Genomic DNA, 17551 nt, shown 5'->3' on the forward strand with positions numbered 1-17551 from the left:
GAGGTCGGTCGCCTTCTCGAAGTCGTTCGCCGCCCCGGTCGTGATCTCGCCGAACACGATCTCCTCGGCCACCCGGCCCCCGAGGATCGCCGTGATGTTGGCCAGGATCTCCCCGCGCGTGAGGGTGTACTTCTCCTCCTGCGGCAGCGGCAACGTGTACCCCAGCGCCATCCCGCGCGGGAGGATCGTCACCTTGTGCGGCGGATTGGCCTGCGGCAGAAGCTTGCCCAAGAGCGCGTGCCCCGCCTCGTGGTAGGCCGTGAGCTCCCGCTCCTTCGCGGAGAGGATGCGGCTCTTGCGCTGCGGCCCCGCGATCACGCGCTCGATCGCCTCGTCCATCTCCGAGCGGCCGATGCGCTTCTTCCCCCGGCGCGCGGCCAGGAGCGCCGCCTCGTTGACCATGTTGGCCAGGTCCGCCCCGCTGAAGCCGGGGGTGCGGCGCGCCAGCACGTCGAGCGTGACGTCTTCGCTGATCGGCTTCCCCCGGACGTGCACGTCCAGGATCGCGCGGCGGCCCTTCGCGTCCGGGTTGTCCACGACGATCCGGCGGTCGAACCGGCCGGGACGCAGCAAGGCCGGGTCCAGGATGTCCGGCCGGTTGGTCGCGGCGATGACGATGATCCCGGCGTTGGGGTCGAAGCCGTCCATCTCCACCAGTAGTTGGTTGAGGGTCTGCTCGCGCTCGTCGTGCCCGCCGCCCAGTCCGGCTCCCCGCTGGCGGCCCACCGCGTCGATCTCATCGATGAAGACGAGGCACGGGGCGGACTTCTTCGCCTGCTCGAACAGGTCGCGCACGCGGCTCGCGCCCACGCCGACGAACATCTCCACGAACTCGCTGCCCGAGATGGAGAAGAACGGCACGCCCGCTTCCCCGGCGATCGCCTTGGCCAGCAGCGTCTTGCCGCTGCCCGGCGGCCCGACCAGCAGCACGCCCCGGGGGATCTTCGCGCCGAGGGCCTGGAACTTCTTCGGGTGGCGGAGGAACTCGATGATCTCTTCCAGCTCCTCCTTCGCCTCGTCCACACCGGCCACGTCCTCGAACGTCACCCGGGTCTTGGCCTCGGTGTGCAGCCGCGCCCGGCTCTTGCCGAACGACATCGCCTGATTCGACCCGGACTGCGCCTGCCGCAGCATCAGCATCCACAGCCCGACCAGCACGATGAACGGCAGCATCGTTGTGAGCAGGTTGGGCCACATGGACGAGCGCGACCGCGGCTCCACCGTGATCGTAACGCCCTTCGACTGCAGCATGTCGATGTACGAGCCCTCGCCCGAGGGGATGTAGGTGCGGAACGAGCGTCCGTCCTTGAGCTGTCCGGAGACGCTCTCGTCGCTCACCGTGACCTGCGCGACCTGACCGCTCTGCGCCTTATCGATGAAGTCGCTGTAGGAGATCTCCTCGCGCGGGGCGCGCTGATGGTACAGCGGCAGCACAAGGTAGAGGACGACTACCAGGATAAGCGCCCAGACCAACAAGTTGCGGACGTACTTATTGAACACCGCGGCGACCTCCGCGCGGGACCCGGCCCCCCGGTCCAACCTGCCCGGAAGCCTGAGCGTGCCGCATCACCCAGAGATTATAGCACACGCCGTTACCTCTGCTGTACGTCGTCGTCTGCTCCGACCCCATCATGGTTAACGTCCGGACGGGCGCCGCGATTCTCGCGCGACTCAACCGTAATTTCGATCGCCTCCGGCCGCCGGAAAATCCGGACCCCGCCCGGCGTTTCCCAGACGCCGCCGGGGCGGCCGCTCAGCACGCCGAGACGCGCCTCTTCTATATGAACGAACGCGATGGGAGCACCGTTCCCACGCGCCCGCCGAATGGCCTCGCGAAGCGCCCGCCGCTGCAACGCGACGGGAAGCCTCGCGAACGCCGCGGAGGGGATGTGGACCGTAGCGTCGGTCTCGTGCAGCACCGCGTCGATTTCCGGCGCGCTCAACGCATCCAGCGCGTCCGCCTCGTCCCGCAGGAGCTCGGCAAGACGCGCGAGGGCGCGTCGCACATCCGAATTATACCCTTCCAGGATCGGAAGAAGGACCAACCGCACGCGGTTGCGCAGCATCGCGAGATCCTGATTGGTCGGATCCTCCCGGGCCGCGAGGCGCGTGCGCGCGAGGTACCCGGCGATGTCGGCGCGCGCCGCGTCGATGAGCGGCCGGATCACCCGGAGGCCGGCGTGCGGCCGCACGGGTGGAATACCCGCCAGCCCGCGCGGCCCGCTTCCCCGCAGCAGGCGCATAAGCACCGTCTCCGCCTGATCGTCGCGTGTATGGCCGGTCGCGATCACGGTCGCCCCGATGCGCCGGGCGACCTCCGTCAGAAAGCCATAGCGCGCGTCTCGCGCGGCGTCCTCGATCGAACGCCCGCTGCGGGCGGCCGCCCCCCGAACATCCCGGGTCCCGCCGTGGTACGGATATCCCAGGCGGTCCGCCATCCCGGCCACGGCGACCGCGTCCTCCGAGGCGTCCGGCCGCAATCCATGGTTGAGGTGCGCGACGTGCAGTTCGAGGCGGAGGTCGTCGCGAAGCGCCGCCAGCACGGACACCAACACCGTGGAGTCCGGGCCGCCCGACACCGCTACTACGACCCGCTCCCCGCCCGCCAGCATGCCGCGGCGGCGGATCGTTTCCAACACCTGACCGAGAAAGGGGTCGCGGGGCATGGCCCGCACTTTTCGGTGCGGGGAGCGCGCGCTCCCTGCCCTACTGCGCGCCGTCTCCACCGAGGGGGACGGCGGCCGCTCCGTACCCGGCACCGGGCCGGCGGTAGTCGTCCCGCGGCGGCGCGAAGATGTCGAGCACGAGGCACCGGCTTCCGACGGCCCGTCCGCCGTGCGGCACGTTCGGCGGCGTCTCCCAAAAGTCGCCCGCCTTGACCGCGTACTCCACGCCGTCCTGGATGCGGATCCACTCGCCCTCCAGGCACACGCCCCACTGCTCGTTGGGGTGGGCGTGCACGGGCGACTCGGACCACGGCTCGATCGCGACGACGGACAGCATGACGTGGGTCCCCGGAAAGACCCGCGCCCGGATGCCGGGGGCCAGCTCTCGCGGGATGCCGCCCTCACGAAGATTGTGAAACCACGCCGCACTCATGTCGCGCCTCCCTCCCTGATCCCGGCGGACCCGGCCGGACTATCTATAGGCCGAGTGGATTGATCGGACGCCCGTTCTGGCGGATCTCGAAGAACAGGTGCGGGCCGGTGCTCCAGCCTGTGCTTCCGACCTGCGCGATGACCTGGCCGCGCCGCACGTGTTCTCCGATGTAAACGCGATACGAGGATAGATGGGAGTACGTGGTGGTGATGCCGCGTCCGTGGTCCAGAATGACGAGGGTCCCGTTGGCGGGAAGGACGCCGGCGAAGATCACGGTGCCCGCCTCCGGCGCCTGCACGGCGGTCCCCATCGACGCGGCGATGTCGACCCCGGTATGAAACTCGGGCGTATCGAAGATGGGGTGGATCCGCCATCCGTATCCCGAGGTGATGGCCCCCGCGACCGGCCACGGCATTCCACCGTTCAGAAACGTAGGCGCGGTCCCGCTCGAGCGGGCAAAGGGATCCGTGGCGCCGTAGGGCAGCACCGCGCCGGGCGGTGGCGGGATCTCCGGGATGGCGCCCGCGCTGATCGATGCGATGCGTGCCGCCTCGGCGTTGAGTTCGGCGAGCGCCTGCCGATCGCGCGCCGCGATCTGCGTGAGTTTGTCCGGGTTGACACCGGCCGGCGAACGCCGGGGCGCGAACCCCGCCGTCGTCGGCGCTTCAACCCCTGCCGGCCGGTGTCGCGGATCCACGGCGAGCGTGAGCAGGGGTTGCCCCCGCCGCACCGCCTGTCCGGGCGCGACGATCGGATCGAGCACCCAGCCGTCCGCCGGAGCCCGCACGACGGTCTTGCTCAGGTCCGCCTGGGCACGGCGCACGTCGGTCTCAGCGCGCACGCCTTCGGCGACCAGCGCCTCGAGCGCCCTCACGCGTTGCTCCATGGCGACAATGGTGGAGCCGGCCCGCTGCGCCAGCGCCCAGGTCTCCTTGGCATGCTGCTCGCGCGCAGCCTCCGCCCGGCGCGCCGCGTCCAACTGCCGGCGCACGGCGTCTGCCCGGGCCGCCTCGGCCCGCGCCGCCGTCAGCCGTGCCTGGGCCGCGTGAAGTTCAGCCGTGGCCGCCCGCACGCGCGCACCCGCGGCATCTAGCGTGACGGTGTCGCCCGTGATCTGCTGCGCCGCCACCGCGCCCTGCGCGGCTAAGGCCGTGTCGCGGTCGACGGCCTGCCGGGCGGCCGCCGCGTCCGCCTGGGCTGCCGCAAGACTCCGCTGCGCGGCCGCGACGGCGGCGTCCGTCTGCAGCACCCCTTCCGCCTGAGGGGGACCCCCGGCCGGCGGGTTCCGAAGGGCCGCCTGCACCTGCGCCCGCGCCGCATCATCCGCCGCGGCATCGGCATTGACTTGCTGGGCCGCGATGAGACCCTGCGCAAGCAGCGCCCGGTCGCGATCAAAGATCCGGCCGGTCGAGGCCGCCTCGGCCTGCGCACCGGTCAAGACCTCGGCCCGGGCGGCCGTGATCTCCCGCTGCGCCGCGGCGAGCTGGGCGGTCGTTGCGGCACTGATCTTCGGAATGACCGTGGGTGGCGGTGCGACCCGCGGCGGCATCGTGTTCGCGCTGCCGACGGCCGCGGTGATACCGGCCGCCGCCTGATCCCGCCCGGCGGCGAACGCCGCCTGCGCGGCGATGATCCGTGCCTCCAGCGCCGCGGCCCGGGCGCGCGCCGCCGTGAGCGCCGCGCCATCGCCACCCCGGGTCAGCTCGACCAGGGGGGCTCCGGCCGTCACGTACTGGTGGAGTTGAGCATCGACCCGGACGATCGTCCCGGCAACCTCCGCGCCAACGCCCACCGGAATCGCGACCGCGGGTACGGCGGTACCCCAGGACGTGGCGACGGGAGACGGCTTCCCCCCAATCCCGGCCGGTGCAGCCGGTGCCGCGCCGAGCATGGCGGACGCACTCACGACGAACGCGGTAGCCGCCACGCGTAAGACCGGCGAAAGAAACTGGTTCACCTACGGCCCGACCTCGACAGCATGCTCTTTCGTAGAACGCTCCCGGCCCAATGGCTACTCCGCGCGCAGGCGGCCCCGCAGTGGTCCTCCCGTATTCATATTCTCCAAGGACCAGGGCGCCGCGTGCCCCCCAACGGCCCGGTGCAACCTTACCGATATCCTTCGTTTTATTAGCCCATAGTTAGGTGAAAGTTAGCCAACAAAGGATGCTAGCACCTGTACCTAAAGGGGTGGCTCTCCTCTCGTTGGCCGTCACCGGCGTGACTACGATGAAAGCACTTAGGGACAGCCTCAAAACAGACATCAGGTCGCTACCGGGGGTCTTCAATGAAACGCAATCGCCTGATCGTCGCCGTCGCGTTCGTGCTCGTGAGCACAGGCCTTCCGAGGATGGCAGCTGCCACAACCGCAGCGCCAATGCAAGGCGTGCTCACGGCAGTCGACACAATCGGGACGATTCGTCTCACAGAAGCATCGATAATCCCTAATGCCACGGGCCACTCCTTCATGATTCTCGCACCGACAGGAATCCAGGAATTCTTCGTCACGTCGTCCACGCTGGTTGACGGCACAAGCGTCGGACCGATCACGTTCAACCCGCTCTGGCGGTGCGTCGGCACTCCGATCAGCGTGTGGTTTCACACCGTGGGCATGTTCCAGGTCGCCGACCAGATCGAAGCAAAAGTCCCGGCCGCGCAGGGCGCGGGCGCACCGGCCTGTGGGACCGCGGCGAGTACAAGCGCGCCGACAACGGGCAGCCCCGCCGCTCCCAGCGGGAGCCCCTCCGGTGCCGTCGGTACTATCTCCGCCGCGAGCGCCGACGCTACCGTTAGCAGCGACGCCGGCACCGGCTCTTCTCCGGCCCGTGGCCCTGGCCGCGTTGGCGGCGGTTCCAGTGGCAGCACGGGCCCCGCTGGCGGCGGGAGTCCCACCGGCGGCGGTTCGACAAACGGTGCCAGTTCGACCGCCGGCAGCACTTCTACGGTCGGCGGCGGCTCCAACGGCAGCCGCGGCACTGCCCCCGGCGGCAATTCTGCCGGCGGCAGCGGCTCAGGCGGCAGCAGTGCCGGTGGTTCGAGCGCGGGCGACCGCTCCGGCGGCAGCGGTGGCGGACCCGACGGCGAGCATGACCAGGTCAGCAATAGTAGTGGCCCAAACAGCGGCGGTGCCTCAGGCGGTAGCAGTGCCTCAGGCGGTAGCAGCGCCTCGGGCGGTAGCAGTGCCTCAGGCGGTAGCAGCGCCTCAGGCGGTAGCAGTGCCTCAGGCGGTAGCAGCGCCTCGGGCGGTAGCAGCGCCTCGGGCGGTAGCAGTGCCTCAGGCGGTAGCAGTGGCTCAGGCGGCAGTAGTAACTCAAGCGGCAGCGGCGGCGGCCAAGGTGAGCACAGCAGCCAGGGTAACGGCGCGGACTCGGCCGGCACGGGCCACGGCCAGGGTAACGGTCTCGGAGGAGACAAGTCCAACACCGGTCACCACGAGAACGGTAGGTAGGCCTCGCGCACCCTTGGTGGCAGCGGAGGGTTCAAACACGAGACCAGTCCGCGGGCTGGCCGGAGGTACCGCTTGAGCATGATTCCGGCCCCAAGCGAAGCGGCGCGAGGGGTGATCTCAGCGGGCCGCAGTTCGGCGACGGTACTTGCCGAACAGATGACGCGCGTTCGCTCCGGCGGCCGGGTGGGCGGCCAGAATACTCGGCTCGCCGCCGATTTGCGGCGCGGGAGACGCCGGTGGCCCGAGTTTTGAGACAGTCTATTTGTTGAGTTTGCTGATCTTCGCCCCCTGCAGCGACACGTCGAACATCAACCCCTTCTGACCCACCACGAATGCGACGATCGGCTGGTTGATCTGCATCGTGCTGACGTCGGCGCCCACCCCCACGTTTACCAGCGTGGCCGCGCCGTCGACGCCGACCTGCCACCCCGAGGAATCTTTGAACTGTTGGAGCGCCGCGCGGTCGCGGAAGACGATGATGAGGTCCTTCTTTTGTATACCGATAGAGGCCCCCCACGAACCGCCCGCGATACTGTAGTATCCGTTGGTGCTCCCGCCAACCCGTAGGGCGCCCTCGCCGTATTGTCCGCCGATCACGAACGCGGCCTTGACCACGTCCGGAAGAACGAGCACGCCTTCGGCGGTGGCCAGGAAGTTGGCGCCTCCTGTGACCTGCTGATCGAAGCGAGCCAGCGCCGCGTCCACGCCTGCGTCGATCTCCTGCGCCGTCTTCGCATGGGACACACCGGGGAGCGCAAGGTTGCCGAGCAAGAGTAGACACGCCGCAAGCGCCAAACTCCGGCGAAACCGTGAGACACGCATGATCCAACCTCCTTTTCGTGCCGGACCACGCCGACCGACCGCCGGTCCGAGAGTACGGTCCAAGAAAAGTCGAGCCTCGGTCAACCGAAATCTTCCCCCACTCTCCCCGGTCGTCGCCTCCTCCGTGGTGTCGGCGGCTGATACCGCCTTCCGCCCGTGATGAAGCGGGTATCCGACGAACGTCCTGTAATCCGCTGCGGTGGGATTCTTGGTGGCGGCGGAGGCTTCGAACCCGCCGCTCCCGACTCCGGCGATTCTCCGAAGCCCTTGGAAGACAAGGATTCCAGGGATACTTCGTATGCCTGAGGCCAGGGTAAAAGCGTATGGGTAGACTTCTGCGCGGGGCGAGGAGGTGCTTTCCTGTCCCGCATTCTCTCTATCCGCACCGACAGCCGCCCCGACTCCCTGCGTGTCGCGCGAAAACAGGTCCGAGAAGCCGCCTTGCGGGCGGGCGCGAGCGTCGGGATCGCCTCGGAGATCGAGTTGGCGGCGGGTGAGGCGCTCTCCAACACCTACACACACGCGTACAACGGCACCGCTGGACCCGTGGAGATCCAGATAGACCAGACGGGTACACATGTGATCGTCTCCGTCATCGACGGGGGTGAAGCAACCATCGCTCCGGTGATCCCGGACACGCTGCCAGCCACCACACTCATTGGGGGGCGCGGTCTCTATCTTATGCGGCGTCTCCTTGACGACGTGACGATCTCCATCAGTCCGACCGGCCACGGACTCGTCGTGCAGATGACCCGACGTGTTCGGCGTCAGGGAGACGAATTGGCGGTGTCAGAGCGCGGCGATATCTGTGGAGGGTAGTCATGGGGCCGCGATCGGTTCCCGCACAGAGTTGAGCCTGTAGTCTACGTGGGCCGGAGAATGACGCCCAGTCTCCCAGTCTCTCTGTCTCGGAGCCGATTAACGACCTCGTCAACCTACCGGGCGCAGATCCCGGCCGACGTGTCGGATGCGTTGTCCCTTGGCGGTGCCCACTTTCAGCAACGTGATGGCTCCTGAGATCGGTCGGGGGGAGAGTGGAAAGATCACTACCAGCACCCCGTTGTCGTACGACGCGTTGGCGCGGCTCGCATCCACGGATTCAGGAAGGTCCACGGCGCGCTCGTAGGGCCCGACCGTCCACTCGCGCAGGTATCCTTGTTTTCTTTCCTGACCCAGTCCCCGCACCGCACCCCGAATGGAAAGCCTTCGACCTTCCACCTCGATGCGGATATTCTGAGGCTCGAGTCCCGGGGCAGTGGTAGCCACCATCAACCGCTGTGCGCCTCGGTAGACGTTGAGCGGCAGTCCCCTCTCCATCATCGCGCTCCTCCAGATCGTCCAGTCCGGCGTACTTGGCAGGCGGGCCGTCAGAGTCCCCGGCTAGACATGCGGGCGATCAAGTCTGCCGCGCAACATGGGGCCTCCGTATTCATTATCCTTGCAGGCGCGGATCTTGGCCAGATGTTGTGCGCTAGCCTCAAGCCCAAAGCGGGGCAACGGTCTCCATGTCCCGCTCAGGGCCAGCGCGGGACGCTCCCCGCTCCCCGGAAGCCGCGCCAGCAGGTTCGCCCGCCCCGGCGCGAGCGGCTGCACCTCGGCGGGCACGTCCGCCGCCCGCAGGTGCCGGGCCAGGAGGTCCGCCAGCCACACTACAGACGCTGCGAAGGCGCGCCGAATCCGGCCTTATGATTTGCGCCACACGTTTGCGTCGCTCCTGATCGCTGCTGGGAAGAACCCGCTGCATATCGCGCGGCCAATGGGGCATTATTCCGCTGGGTTCACGCTCGACACCGACGGCCACCTCATGGAGTCCGTGCCCAAGCGGCAGGTCGAGTGGATCGACGAACTGGTCTTCCTCGAGGGTTTGGAGGCTGCACTCAAATTGCACACGTCCGGCGCTCAATCCGGTGTAGCGCCGTGCAGTCCTGTTCTACCGTCAGAAGGGCGGGAACCCAAGCAGGACGTCCCTTCTGGCAACGCCGTGCAATCCGGTGCAGTGGGATTCTTGGTGGCGGCGGAGGGCTTCGAACCCCCGACTCCGCGGGTATGAACCGCGTGCTCTGACCACCTGAGCTACGCCGCCGGACCTTGCCCCCGAACGGGAGCACCGCCCATTATAGCACCACGCACCACAGCCAAAGGAGCGTTCTCGGCCGGTGCGGAACCGGGACCGCAGGACGCGCCGAGGCGGTTGCCGCGTCCGCCGATCGAAGGAGGACGCAATGCCGAGCCCGGTGGAGTTCGCCGACGCGCATCGCGCGCGGTTCGAATCCGAACTGACCGACCTGCTGCGCATTCCGAGCGTCAGCACACTGCCGGAACATCGCGACGACACCCGGCGCGCCGCCCATTGGCTCGCCGAGTATCTCCGGTCAATGGATCTGCCGGTGGATCTCATCGAGACGGTCGGGTATCCGCTGATCTATGCCGAATGGCTGGGCGCCCCGGGCCGGCCCACGCTGCTCGCCTACGGGCACTACGACGTGCAGCCCGTCGACCCCGTCGACCTGTGGACCTCGCCGCCGTTCCAACCGGCGGTCCGCGGCGGACGGCTGTTCGCGCGCGGCGCCGCGGACGACAAGGGGCAGATCCTCACGCTGATCGCGGCGATCCGCGCGTATCTCCAGACGAGCGGAACGTTGCCGATCAACATCAAGCTGCTGATCGAGGGCGAAGAGGAGTCCGGCGGCGCCGGCATCGAGGCCTACGTGCGGGAGCACGCCGACCGCCTGCGCGCCGATGCGTGCCTGGTGCTCGACTCCGGCATGTTCGCGCCGGGCATTCCGGCCATCACGCTCGGGCTTCGCGGCATCGTCGCGGCCGAGCTCGAGGTCAACGGGGCGGCGCGCGATCTGCATTCGGGCATCTACGGCGGGGTGGCGCCGAATCCGTTTCAAGCGCTCGCTGAGATCGTTACCGGCCTGAAGGACCGGGACGGACGCGTCCTCGTCCCCGGATTCTACGAACGCGTGGTTCCGCCGCCGCGCGAAGAGAAGGACGGCTGGGACCGGCTGCCGTTCGACGAAACGGCCTTTCTGCGGGATGAAATCGGCGCCCCGGCGCTCATCGGCGAACCCGGGTACGGCACGTTGGAACGCATGTGGGCCCGGCCGACGCTGGAAGTGCACGGGATGCCGGGCGGATTCACCGGCGCCGGCACCAAGACGGTGATCCCGGCGCGGGCGGGCGCCAAAATCAGCATGCGGCTCGTCGCCGATCAGCGTCCGGACGAAATCATCGAGGCGTTTGAGTCGCACGTCCGCGCGATCGCGCCGAAGAGCGTCCGTATTGACGTGCGGCCGCGCCACGGGGCTCCGCCGGTTGTGATCTCGCCGCACTCGCCGGCCGTTCAAGCGGCCAAGCGCGGGCTCACGGAAGCCTTCGGCCGCGAGGCGGTGCTCATTCGGATGGGCGGGTCCGTGCCGATCGTCTCCGAGTTTGCGGGGCGGCTCGGACTCCCGGTCGTCGTCACAGGGTGGTCGTTGCCCGACGCCAATGCCCACAGCCCCGACGAGAGTTTGGACCTCGAGCACTTCCACAAGGGCATCCGCGCCGTAATGCGCTTCTTTGAACACCTGGCGAGTGCGTAGCGCACCTGTGGGGCGGGGCATCCGGCGGCGGGCGGAGGACAACGCAGAGCCGGCGAGGCCGCGCGGGTTAAGCCGGGTTGGCTCCGAAGAGCTACCTCACTCTCATCCACGTGCGACGCTCGCCGGCAACGCAGACTCTAACACATCACGGTCGAGCGGACAATCCGGAACGATCGTTCTTGTGGACAAGCGGTGGATATGTCGGGATATCACCCGCGCCGCGAGCCCGCTACAAGTGACGGGCACATCCACGGTGGTGGATTCGGGGATGGGCGTAGCATGAGCCTGCGGGAATATCGGCGCAAGCGCCGCTTCGCCGCAACGCCGGAGCCGCGGGGCGGCGCGCGAACGACCTCATCGCGGGGACCGGCGCGAACGCGAACGTCCGCACGGCGCCTGCGGTACGTTATCCACAAGCACCACGCCCGGACACTCCACTACGACCTGCGCCTGGAGTGGCACGGCGTACTCCTCTCCTGGGCCGTGCCGAAGGGTCCGTCCTTGGATCCATCGACGAAACGGCTGGCGGTGCGCGTGGAAGATCATCCGCTGGAGTACGGACGGTTCGAAGGCCGGATTCCGGAAGGCGAGTACGGCGCCGGCACGGTCGCGATCTGGGATGAGGGCACGTGGCGTCCCGACGATCCCAACGTCGACGCCGCTCTGCGCCGCGGTGAGCTCGCGTTCACGCTACAGGGCAGACGCCTTACGGGACGCTGGGTGCTGGTTCGCACCCGTTTCGGCCCGGCCGGCCGGTCCGACCGCCGGTCGTGGCTCCTGATGAGACGCCGCGACCCCGCCGCCGGACGTCGCACGATGGTGGCGGCGCCGGGAAGCCGGCGGCGGGCGCGGTGACCGCGCGCGTCGCGCCCGCTGTGCGGGGTGTGCCGAACCGGCGCGCCGCATCCGGCCGGATTCCATTCCGGGTGAAGCCGATGCTGGCGACGCTCGTCCACAACCCGTTTCATCGTCCGGGATGGGTCTACGAAGAAAAGTACGACGGGGTCAGGATCCTCGCGTACAAGGAAGGACGCGACGTGCATCTCTTCTCCCGGAACGCCATCGATCGGACGGCGACCTACACGGAGATCGCGCAGGCCACGGGCCGGCTGCCGGCGCGGACGCTGCTCCTCGACGGTGAGATCGTGGCCTTCGACCGCCACGGGGTCTCCCGCTTCCAACTGCTCCAGCAGGGCAGGGCACCGCGCTCTTACGTCGTGTTCGATTGTCTCTACCGGGACGGACAGGATCTTCGGCGCGAACCCCTGCCGGTGCGGCGCGCCGCCCTCGAGGCCGTGGCCGGCGCCCGCGGCACGGTCCACCTGGCCCGCCGGCTCGCGGCCGACGGTTTGGCGGCCTACCGGACTGCGAAGCGACGCGGCTTCGAGGGCATCATCGCCAAAGACACCGCGGCACCCTACGAGCAGCGGCGCTCCTCCAAGTGGCTCAAGGTCAAGGTGAGACAGGAAGACGAGTTCGTGATCGGCGGGTACACCGCGCCGCGGGGATCACGCGCGAAATTCGGCGCGCTGCTGCTCGGCGCGTACGACGCGCGCGGGCGGCTGCACTACGTCGGGAAGGTCGGAACGGGCTTCACGGAGCGCTCGCTCGCGTCGCTGCACCGAATGTTCCGGCCGCTCGTGCGGGCGCGGCCCGCCTTCAGCGATCCGCCGCGGGAGCGCGACGCCACCTACCTCGCGCCCCGCCGCGTGGCCCAGATCGCGTTCGAAGAGTGGACGGCCGACCAGAAGCTTCGTCAACCGGCGTTTCTCGGGCTGCGCGATGACAAAGATCCGCGCGAGGTCCGTCTTCCGGAGGCGGCACCCTGAGCCGCGGGGCGACGCGCCGAGGGTCCGGCCGCCGCGGCGCGGCGATCACCCATGCCGACAAAGTGTTCTGGCCCGGCGACGGATACACGAAGGGCGACCTCGCCGAGTACTACGAAGCGGTGTTTCCCCGTCTCCGGCCGTACGTCGACGACCGGCTGCTGATCCTCGAGCGCTGCCCGGACGGCATGCGGGGAGAGTGCTTCTACCAGCGCGAGGCACCCCAAGGACTCCCGCCCGGCACGCCGACGCGGCGCGTGCACGATCAGACGGGCTCGACGACATACGTCGTGGGCGGCCGGCTCGCGACGCAACTCGCGCTCGTGAACCTCGGGTGCATCCCCGTGCACATCTGGTCGGGCCGCCGCCGCGCGCCGGAGCGGCCGGACTGGGTGTGCTTCGACATCGATCCGACGTCCGGGGAATTCTCGGACGCGGCCCGGGCCGCGCGGCTCGTCAAGGCGGCGCTCGATGATCTCGCCCTCACGTCTTTTCCGAAGACGTCGGGCAGCCGCGGGGTGCATGTCTTTGTCCCGATCCGCTCCGGCCCGGACAACGACGAGGTCCTTGGATTCGCCGAAGCGTTCGTCCGCAAACTCGCCGAGGCGCATGCCAAGGAACTGACGGTCGCGGCGCGGCTGCGTGCGCGCCGCGGCCGGGTCTATCTCGACCCGTTTCGCAACGGCTTCGCGCAGACGGTGGTTGCGCCGTTCTCGGTCCGGCGCCGTCTCGGGGCGCCGATCTCGACCCCGCTCGATTGGTCCGACGTGACGCCGAAGCTGGACCCCACGCGCTTCAACCTCGGGAACTTCCGGCGGCGGCTCGACGCACCCGATCCCTGGAAGGATTTCTTCCGGCAGCGCCAGTCGATCGCCGCGGCGCTCCGCGCCGTCCGTCGCGCACCCTAGACGTCCGCGCGGCCGGCGTGCCGCTAGGCGCCGACGGCCGCCGCGGGATGATACGGGTCGGCGCCGCCCGTGAGCGTTCCCGTGGACGGGTCGCGGGCAATGACGACGGGGCTGGCAAAGAACCGGGGCACCATGGTTTCTTCCGCCGCGGCCAGGCGGTGGCCGAGCCGCACCAGCTCATCGCGTACCGCGGCCGGTACGCGGACGTCGACGACGACCTCGTCGCCGCTCGCGTCGATCCGCGGGGCGTCGATCGCCGCCTGGGCGTCCATCCGGAACTCCATGTGATTGAGCACAAGCTGCAGCACGCAGTCGATGATCCGGCGTCCGCCGGATGCGCCCACCGCGAGGACCGGCTGGCCGTCGACGCACACGAGGGCAGGAGTCATGTTGGCGAGGGGCCGCCGGCCGGGACCGGCGGAGTTGCGGCGGCCGGGTTCGGGATCGAACCACATCATGCCGTTGTTGAGCAGGACGCCGGCCTCCGGTACGAGGACCCGCGATCCAAACCGGGAGAGCAGGGTCTGGGTCAGCGAGACCATCATGCCGGCGGAGTCCGCCGCGCAGAGATGCGTCGTGCTGGACGGATCGGCGCCCGCCGCGCTGTGCGCCGACGCGCGCCCGGCGAGCCGGGACCGCCGCCTTGCGAGATGCGCCTCGCTCGTCACGAGCTCCCAGCCGCCCTCGTCCGAGAGGAACTCGAGGCGGTCGTCGAACGCGACGTGCGTGGCCTCGATCAACAGATGCAGGTACGGCGCGGTGTTGTGCCCGAGCCCGCCGAGCGACGATCCCGCCATGAGGCCGGCGATCTCCGCGAGTGTCGCGCCGCCGCTCGGCCCGGACGAGAGGACGACGTCGTATCCGAGCGTCCGGGACGTGAGCGCCGGGGCCAGGCGGGCCTCGTAGCGCGCGAAGTCTTCGAGGTCCAGCAGACCGCCTCGGCGCCGTACATCGTCGACGATCTGCCGGGCGGCCGGGCCGCGATAGAACGCGTCCGGCCCGCCGGCCGCGAGCGCTTCGAGCGTTCGCGCGAGATGCGGCTGCGCAAACGGCTGGGGCCGAGGGGTCGTCGAGGGCACGACCGGAACGCCGTCCGGCATGAACAGTGACGCCGCCGCATCGTACCGCCGAAGCGTCGCCGCATCCAGCGCCACCTGGAGCGTCGTGGTCCATTCGACCGGGAAGCCGTCGCGGGCCAGCGCGATCGCGGGCCCGAGCACGGCCCCAAGCGGCATCGTACCGAGCCGCTCGAGCGCCAGCGCGAGGCCCGCCGGAACGCCGGGCACGGCAACGGACCGGGGACCGTGGATGTTGGCCTGGCCGCGCACCCGGCGCCATCCGAACAACTCGGTGTCGTACCCGCCCTCGAGCTCGAACATCTCTGCGTGGGCCGCACGCGGCGCCCGCATTCCGTATTCCACCACCGCGGTCATGCCGGCCGCACCCGTCGGAGCCGGACGGCCGACGACCATGTACCCGCCGCCGCCGAGCCCGCTCATCCACGGCTCGATGACGCCGATCGCAAACGCCGCGGCCACCGCGGCGTCGACGGCGTTGCCGCCTTGATTGAGCATCTCGACGCCCGCACGCGCCGCCAGCGGATGCTTGGCCGCGACCACGCCGCGGTTGCTCGTGACCAGCGCCTTGCGAAACTGCCAGCCGCTTTCCATCATGCCCCCTCCGATGCGCCTACGCGCTGAAGGCGCACGGGACCACGCGGCTTTCTACTGTTCGAGCGCCTCCCGGCCCTCCCCAGGTGCACCGCGAAAACAACACGGCTCCGCGCCCACCGCCAACGCAAAACGGGGTTCGGGCTCAGGCCCGAACCCCGTTGCGTCCCGACGTCTTGCTTGCCGTCGCGCCCTATGCTACGTCGCGCACTCCCGCGCGACGGCCAACAACGCGAGCGAGTATGGCCGCCGATTAGTCCTCTTTGATCGGCTCCGTCGGCTTCTCCGCGCGGACCTTCCCGGCGGCGATCTCCTCGAGCGCGACCGTCACCGGATTCGTGCTCGGGATATCGACCATCGGCAGATGGCCCTCTTTGAGCTGCCGGGCCCGCTTCGCGACGGCGATGACGAGCGCGTATTTGTTGTCGACTTTGTCCAAGAGTCCCTCCAGGGGCGGGCGGATCATCGACATGGCGGTCCTCCTACACGATGATGCCGCGCACCGGTCGGCTGTGAAGCGATGTGCACAACAGATTCAACGGCTCGGGTGCTCTGCCGGTTCAACAGGTGTCGAAGCCGCCTCGACCGCGGTGTGTGGCCGAATCCAAGACGGGAGCGGCGGGGGAAGGATTGGCCTTCCCCCGCCGACATAATCCCCGGCAGCGACCTACTCTCCCACGCCGGTGCCGGCGCAGTACCATCGGCCCTGGAGGGCTTAACGACCGTGTTCGGAATGGGAACGGGTGTGGCCCCTCCGGCAACGCCACCGGGAATCTTCGCGCGGGCGCGCCAACGCCGCGTCCGCAAATCTTCGCCCATGGCTCGTGCGTTCGGATCCCGGGCTTCTTAGTGCGTCAGAAGCCCTTGCCTGCGACTCCGAGCCACGGTGCAAGCTCCATACAGCTACCCCTACAGTTCATACCTTCAAGCCCTCGACCGATTAGTACCGGTAAGCTCAAGGCCTCACGGCCCTTACACCTCCGGCCTATCAACCAGGTAGTCCTCCTGGGGTCTTACCCGGTTACCCGGTGAGAGGCCTCATCTTGGGGTGGGCTTCGCGCTTAGATGCTTTCAGCGCTTATCCCGTCCGCACATAGCTACCCGGCGCTTGCCCTTGGCAGGACAACCGGTACACCAGCGGTGCGTCCACTCCGGTCCTCTCGTACTAGGAGCAGCACCCCTCAAGCCTCTTGCGCCCGCAGTGGATAGGGACCGAACTGTCTCACGCGTGTGATTTCCCTCTGTTTCCAGAGGCACAGACTATAGCTCCATCCTTCCGAGGAGTCGGAAGGAGCCGGCGTATGATGGATGCCCTAGATTAGCCTCTCAGCCTCACACCCATCTCAGGCTCACAGCCTTCAGTCGTTACAGGGAACGGAAGCTTGTATCGCATTTCCGGCAGCACATACGGACCGATGAGTTCGACCAGTCTCCTGGCCTCAGCGACCGTTACATACAGCCGCTGTCCTCTTCGCACCCCGCTTCGGTGTATCGACGTCTTCACCCCGAAGTTGTCCTGCAGGACTTCCTGCAATCGGTGAAGATCGTCAGGTCCGAAGCACTGTGTCTCGAAGAGCACCGACCCCTGTCGTCGATCGCAAGTACCATCATCCATGAACCAAACTGCGAGCGACTCCGGACGTCTGAACAGCTTTCCAATCGTCTCGGGGACGACCTTCCGGCCGTTCACATAAAAGAGTTGTCGTAGTTCGGCCAGATATGGATGGCACCGCGTAACGAACCGCCAGAACGGATACCCGCCGTTGTCGTGATGGTGCAGTCGCCCTGGTCGGAGCTCCAGGAGTTGCCGACGTTTCCACGCAACGTACGCTTTGTAGCGTGCTGCGTGATTCACCTGGAGCCGGATGCCTCTGCCGTGTGGCTCGAGGTATCCATCCCCTAGCACGATCCCGATCAACGTCTCCTTCACAATCAGGCTCCCGTTCTTCCCTCGGTATTGCCCTCCGCGGCGTTCGGAACCGCGGGAGGGTTCCACCGATATCAGCCGGTAAGCACCTCAGGATTACTCCTGAGGGACGCAGTGTTATCTACGTTCTGAACCCAGCTCACGTACCGCTTTAATGGGCGAACAGCCCAACCCTTGGGAGCTACTACACCCCCAGGATGCGATGAGCCGACATCGAGGTGCCAAACCTCCCCGTCGATGTGGACTCTTGGGGGAGATCAGCCT

General features: G+C 68.3%; 13 protein-coding genes, 1 tRNA gene and 2 rRNA genes. 5 read left to right on the plus strand and 11 right to left on the minus strand.

Features of this window, described 5'->3' with window-relative positions; genetic code table 11:
* The 5 genes from ftsH to VGZ23_08565 form a co-directional block, all read right to left on the minus strand.
* On the minus strand, positions 1 to 1500 hold a 1500-nt coding region (gene ftsH / locus VGZ23_08545), incomplete at its 3' end, for an ATP-dependent zinc metalloprotease FtsH (GenBank protein HEV2357642.1).
* 92 nt (positions 1501 to 1592) lie between these two features.
* Positions 1593 to 2666, minus strand: a complete 1074-nt coding sequence (gene tilS / locus VGZ23_08550) for a tRNA lysidine(34) synthetase TilS (GenBank protein ID HEV2357643.1) — start codon at positions 2664 to 2666, stop codon at positions 1593 to 1595.
* Between the two features lie 40 nt (positions 2667 to 2706).
* Positions 2707 to 3099 (minus strand): cupin domain-containing protein, encoded by a 393-nt coding sequence (locus VGZ23_08555; protein HEV2357644.1) that lies wholly within the window; start codon positions 3097 to 3099, stop codon positions 2707 to 2709.
* A gap of 43 nt (positions 3100 to 3142) precedes the next feature.
* Entirely contained in the window at positions 3143 to 5056 is a 1914-nt protein-coding gene (locus VGZ23_08560) for a peptidoglycan DD-metalloendopeptidase family protein (GenBank protein ID HEV2357645.1), read from the minus strand.
* A 1746-nt stretch (positions 5057 to 6802) separates the two neighbouring features.
* Positions 6803 to 7366 carry a YSC84-related protein gene (locus VGZ23_08565; protein HEV2357646.1) on the minus strand — a complete coding sequence of 188 codons (564 nt, stop codon included), beginning with the start codon at positions 7364 to 7366 and terminating at the stop codon, positions 6803 to 6805.
* 378 nt (positions 7367 to 7744) lie between these two features.
* On the opposite strand from VGZ23_08565, the gene VGZ23_08570 reads away from it, so the two are divergent.
* Complete coding sequence (locus tag VGZ23_08570; protein ID HEV2357647.1) at positions 7745 to 8185, plus strand: ATP-binding protein; 441 nt, start codon at positions 7745 to 7747, stop codon at positions 8183 to 8185.
* A 111-nt stretch (positions 8186 to 8296) separates the two neighbouring features.
* On the opposite strand, the gene VGZ23_08575 is transcribed toward VGZ23_08570, so the two are convergent.
* Entirely contained in the window at positions 8297 to 8686 is a 390-nt protein-coding gene (locus VGZ23_08575; protein HEV2357648.1) for an Hsp20/alpha crystallin family protein, read from the minus strand.
* Positions 8687 to 9372: 686 nt separating this feature from the next.
* Positions 9373 to 9449 (minus strand) — tRNA-Met (locus VGZ23_08580).
* A gap of 139 nt (positions 9450 to 9588) precedes the next feature.
* Here VGZ23_08580 and VGZ23_08585 point away from each other — a divergent pair.
* The 4 genes from VGZ23_08585 to ligD (VGZ23_08600) all read left to right on the plus strand — a co-directional run bounded on the left by VGZ23_08585 (position 9589) and on the right by ligD (VGZ23_08600) (position 13690).
* Entirely contained in the window at positions 9589 to 10956 is a 1368-nt protein-coding gene (locus VGZ23_08585; GenBank protein HEV2357649.1) for a dipeptidase, read from the plus strand.
* 279 nt (positions 10957 to 11235) lie between these two features.
* Entirely contained in the window at positions 11236 to 11811 is a 576-nt protein-coding gene (locus tag VGZ23_08590) for a DNA polymerase ligase N-terminal domain-containing protein (GenBank protein HEV2357650.1), read from the plus strand.
* The gene (gene ligD / locus VGZ23_08595) at positions 11808 to 12785 is read left to right on the plus strand and encodes a non-homologous end-joining DNA ligase (protein HEV2357651.1); all 978 of its coding nucleotides are present in this window, start codon (positions 11808 to 11810) and stop codon (positions 12783 to 12785) included. Before VGZ23_08590 ends, ligD (VGZ23_08595) begins: the two co-directional genes overlap by 4 nt.
* A gap of 44 nt (positions 12786 to 12829) precedes the next feature.
* Entirely contained in the window at positions 12830 to 13690 is an 861-nt protein-coding gene (gene ligD / locus VGZ23_08600; GenBank protein ID HEV2357652.1) for a non-homologous end-joining DNA ligase, read from the plus strand.
* Positions 13691 to 13713: 23 nt separating this feature from the next.
* Here ligD (VGZ23_08600) and VGZ23_08605 read toward each other — a convergent pair whose 3' ends face one another.
* The 4 genes from VGZ23_08605 to VGZ23_08620 all read right to left on the minus strand — a co-directional run.
* Positions 13714 to 15363 (minus strand): gamma-glutamyltransferase, encoded by a 1650-nt coding sequence (locus VGZ23_08605; protein HEV2357653.1) that lies wholly within the window; start codon positions 15361 to 15363, stop codon positions 13714 to 13716.
* Between the two features lie 250 nt (positions 15364 to 15613).
* Positions 15614 to 15832, minus strand: coding sequence for a DNA-directed RNA polymerase subunit omega (rpoZ, locus tag VGZ23_08610; GenBank protein HEV2357654.1), 219 nt, complete (start codon positions 15830 to 15832; stop codon positions 15614 to 15616).
* A gap of 182 nt (positions 15833 to 16014) precedes the next feature.
* A 5S ribosomal RNA gene (rrf, locus tag VGZ23_08615) occupies positions 16015 to 16131 on the minus strand.
* Positions 16132 to 16280: 149 nt separating this feature from the next.
* Positions 16281 to 17551, minus strand: a 23S ribosomal RNA gene (locus tag VGZ23_08620); the annotation flags it as partial.

The sequence above is a fragment of the bacterium genome (genome assembly GCA_035945995.1).
In the GTDB taxonomy this organism is placed as follows: Bacteria; Sysuimicrobiota; Sysuimicrobiia; order Sysuimicrobiales; family Segetimicrobiaceae; genus DASSJF01.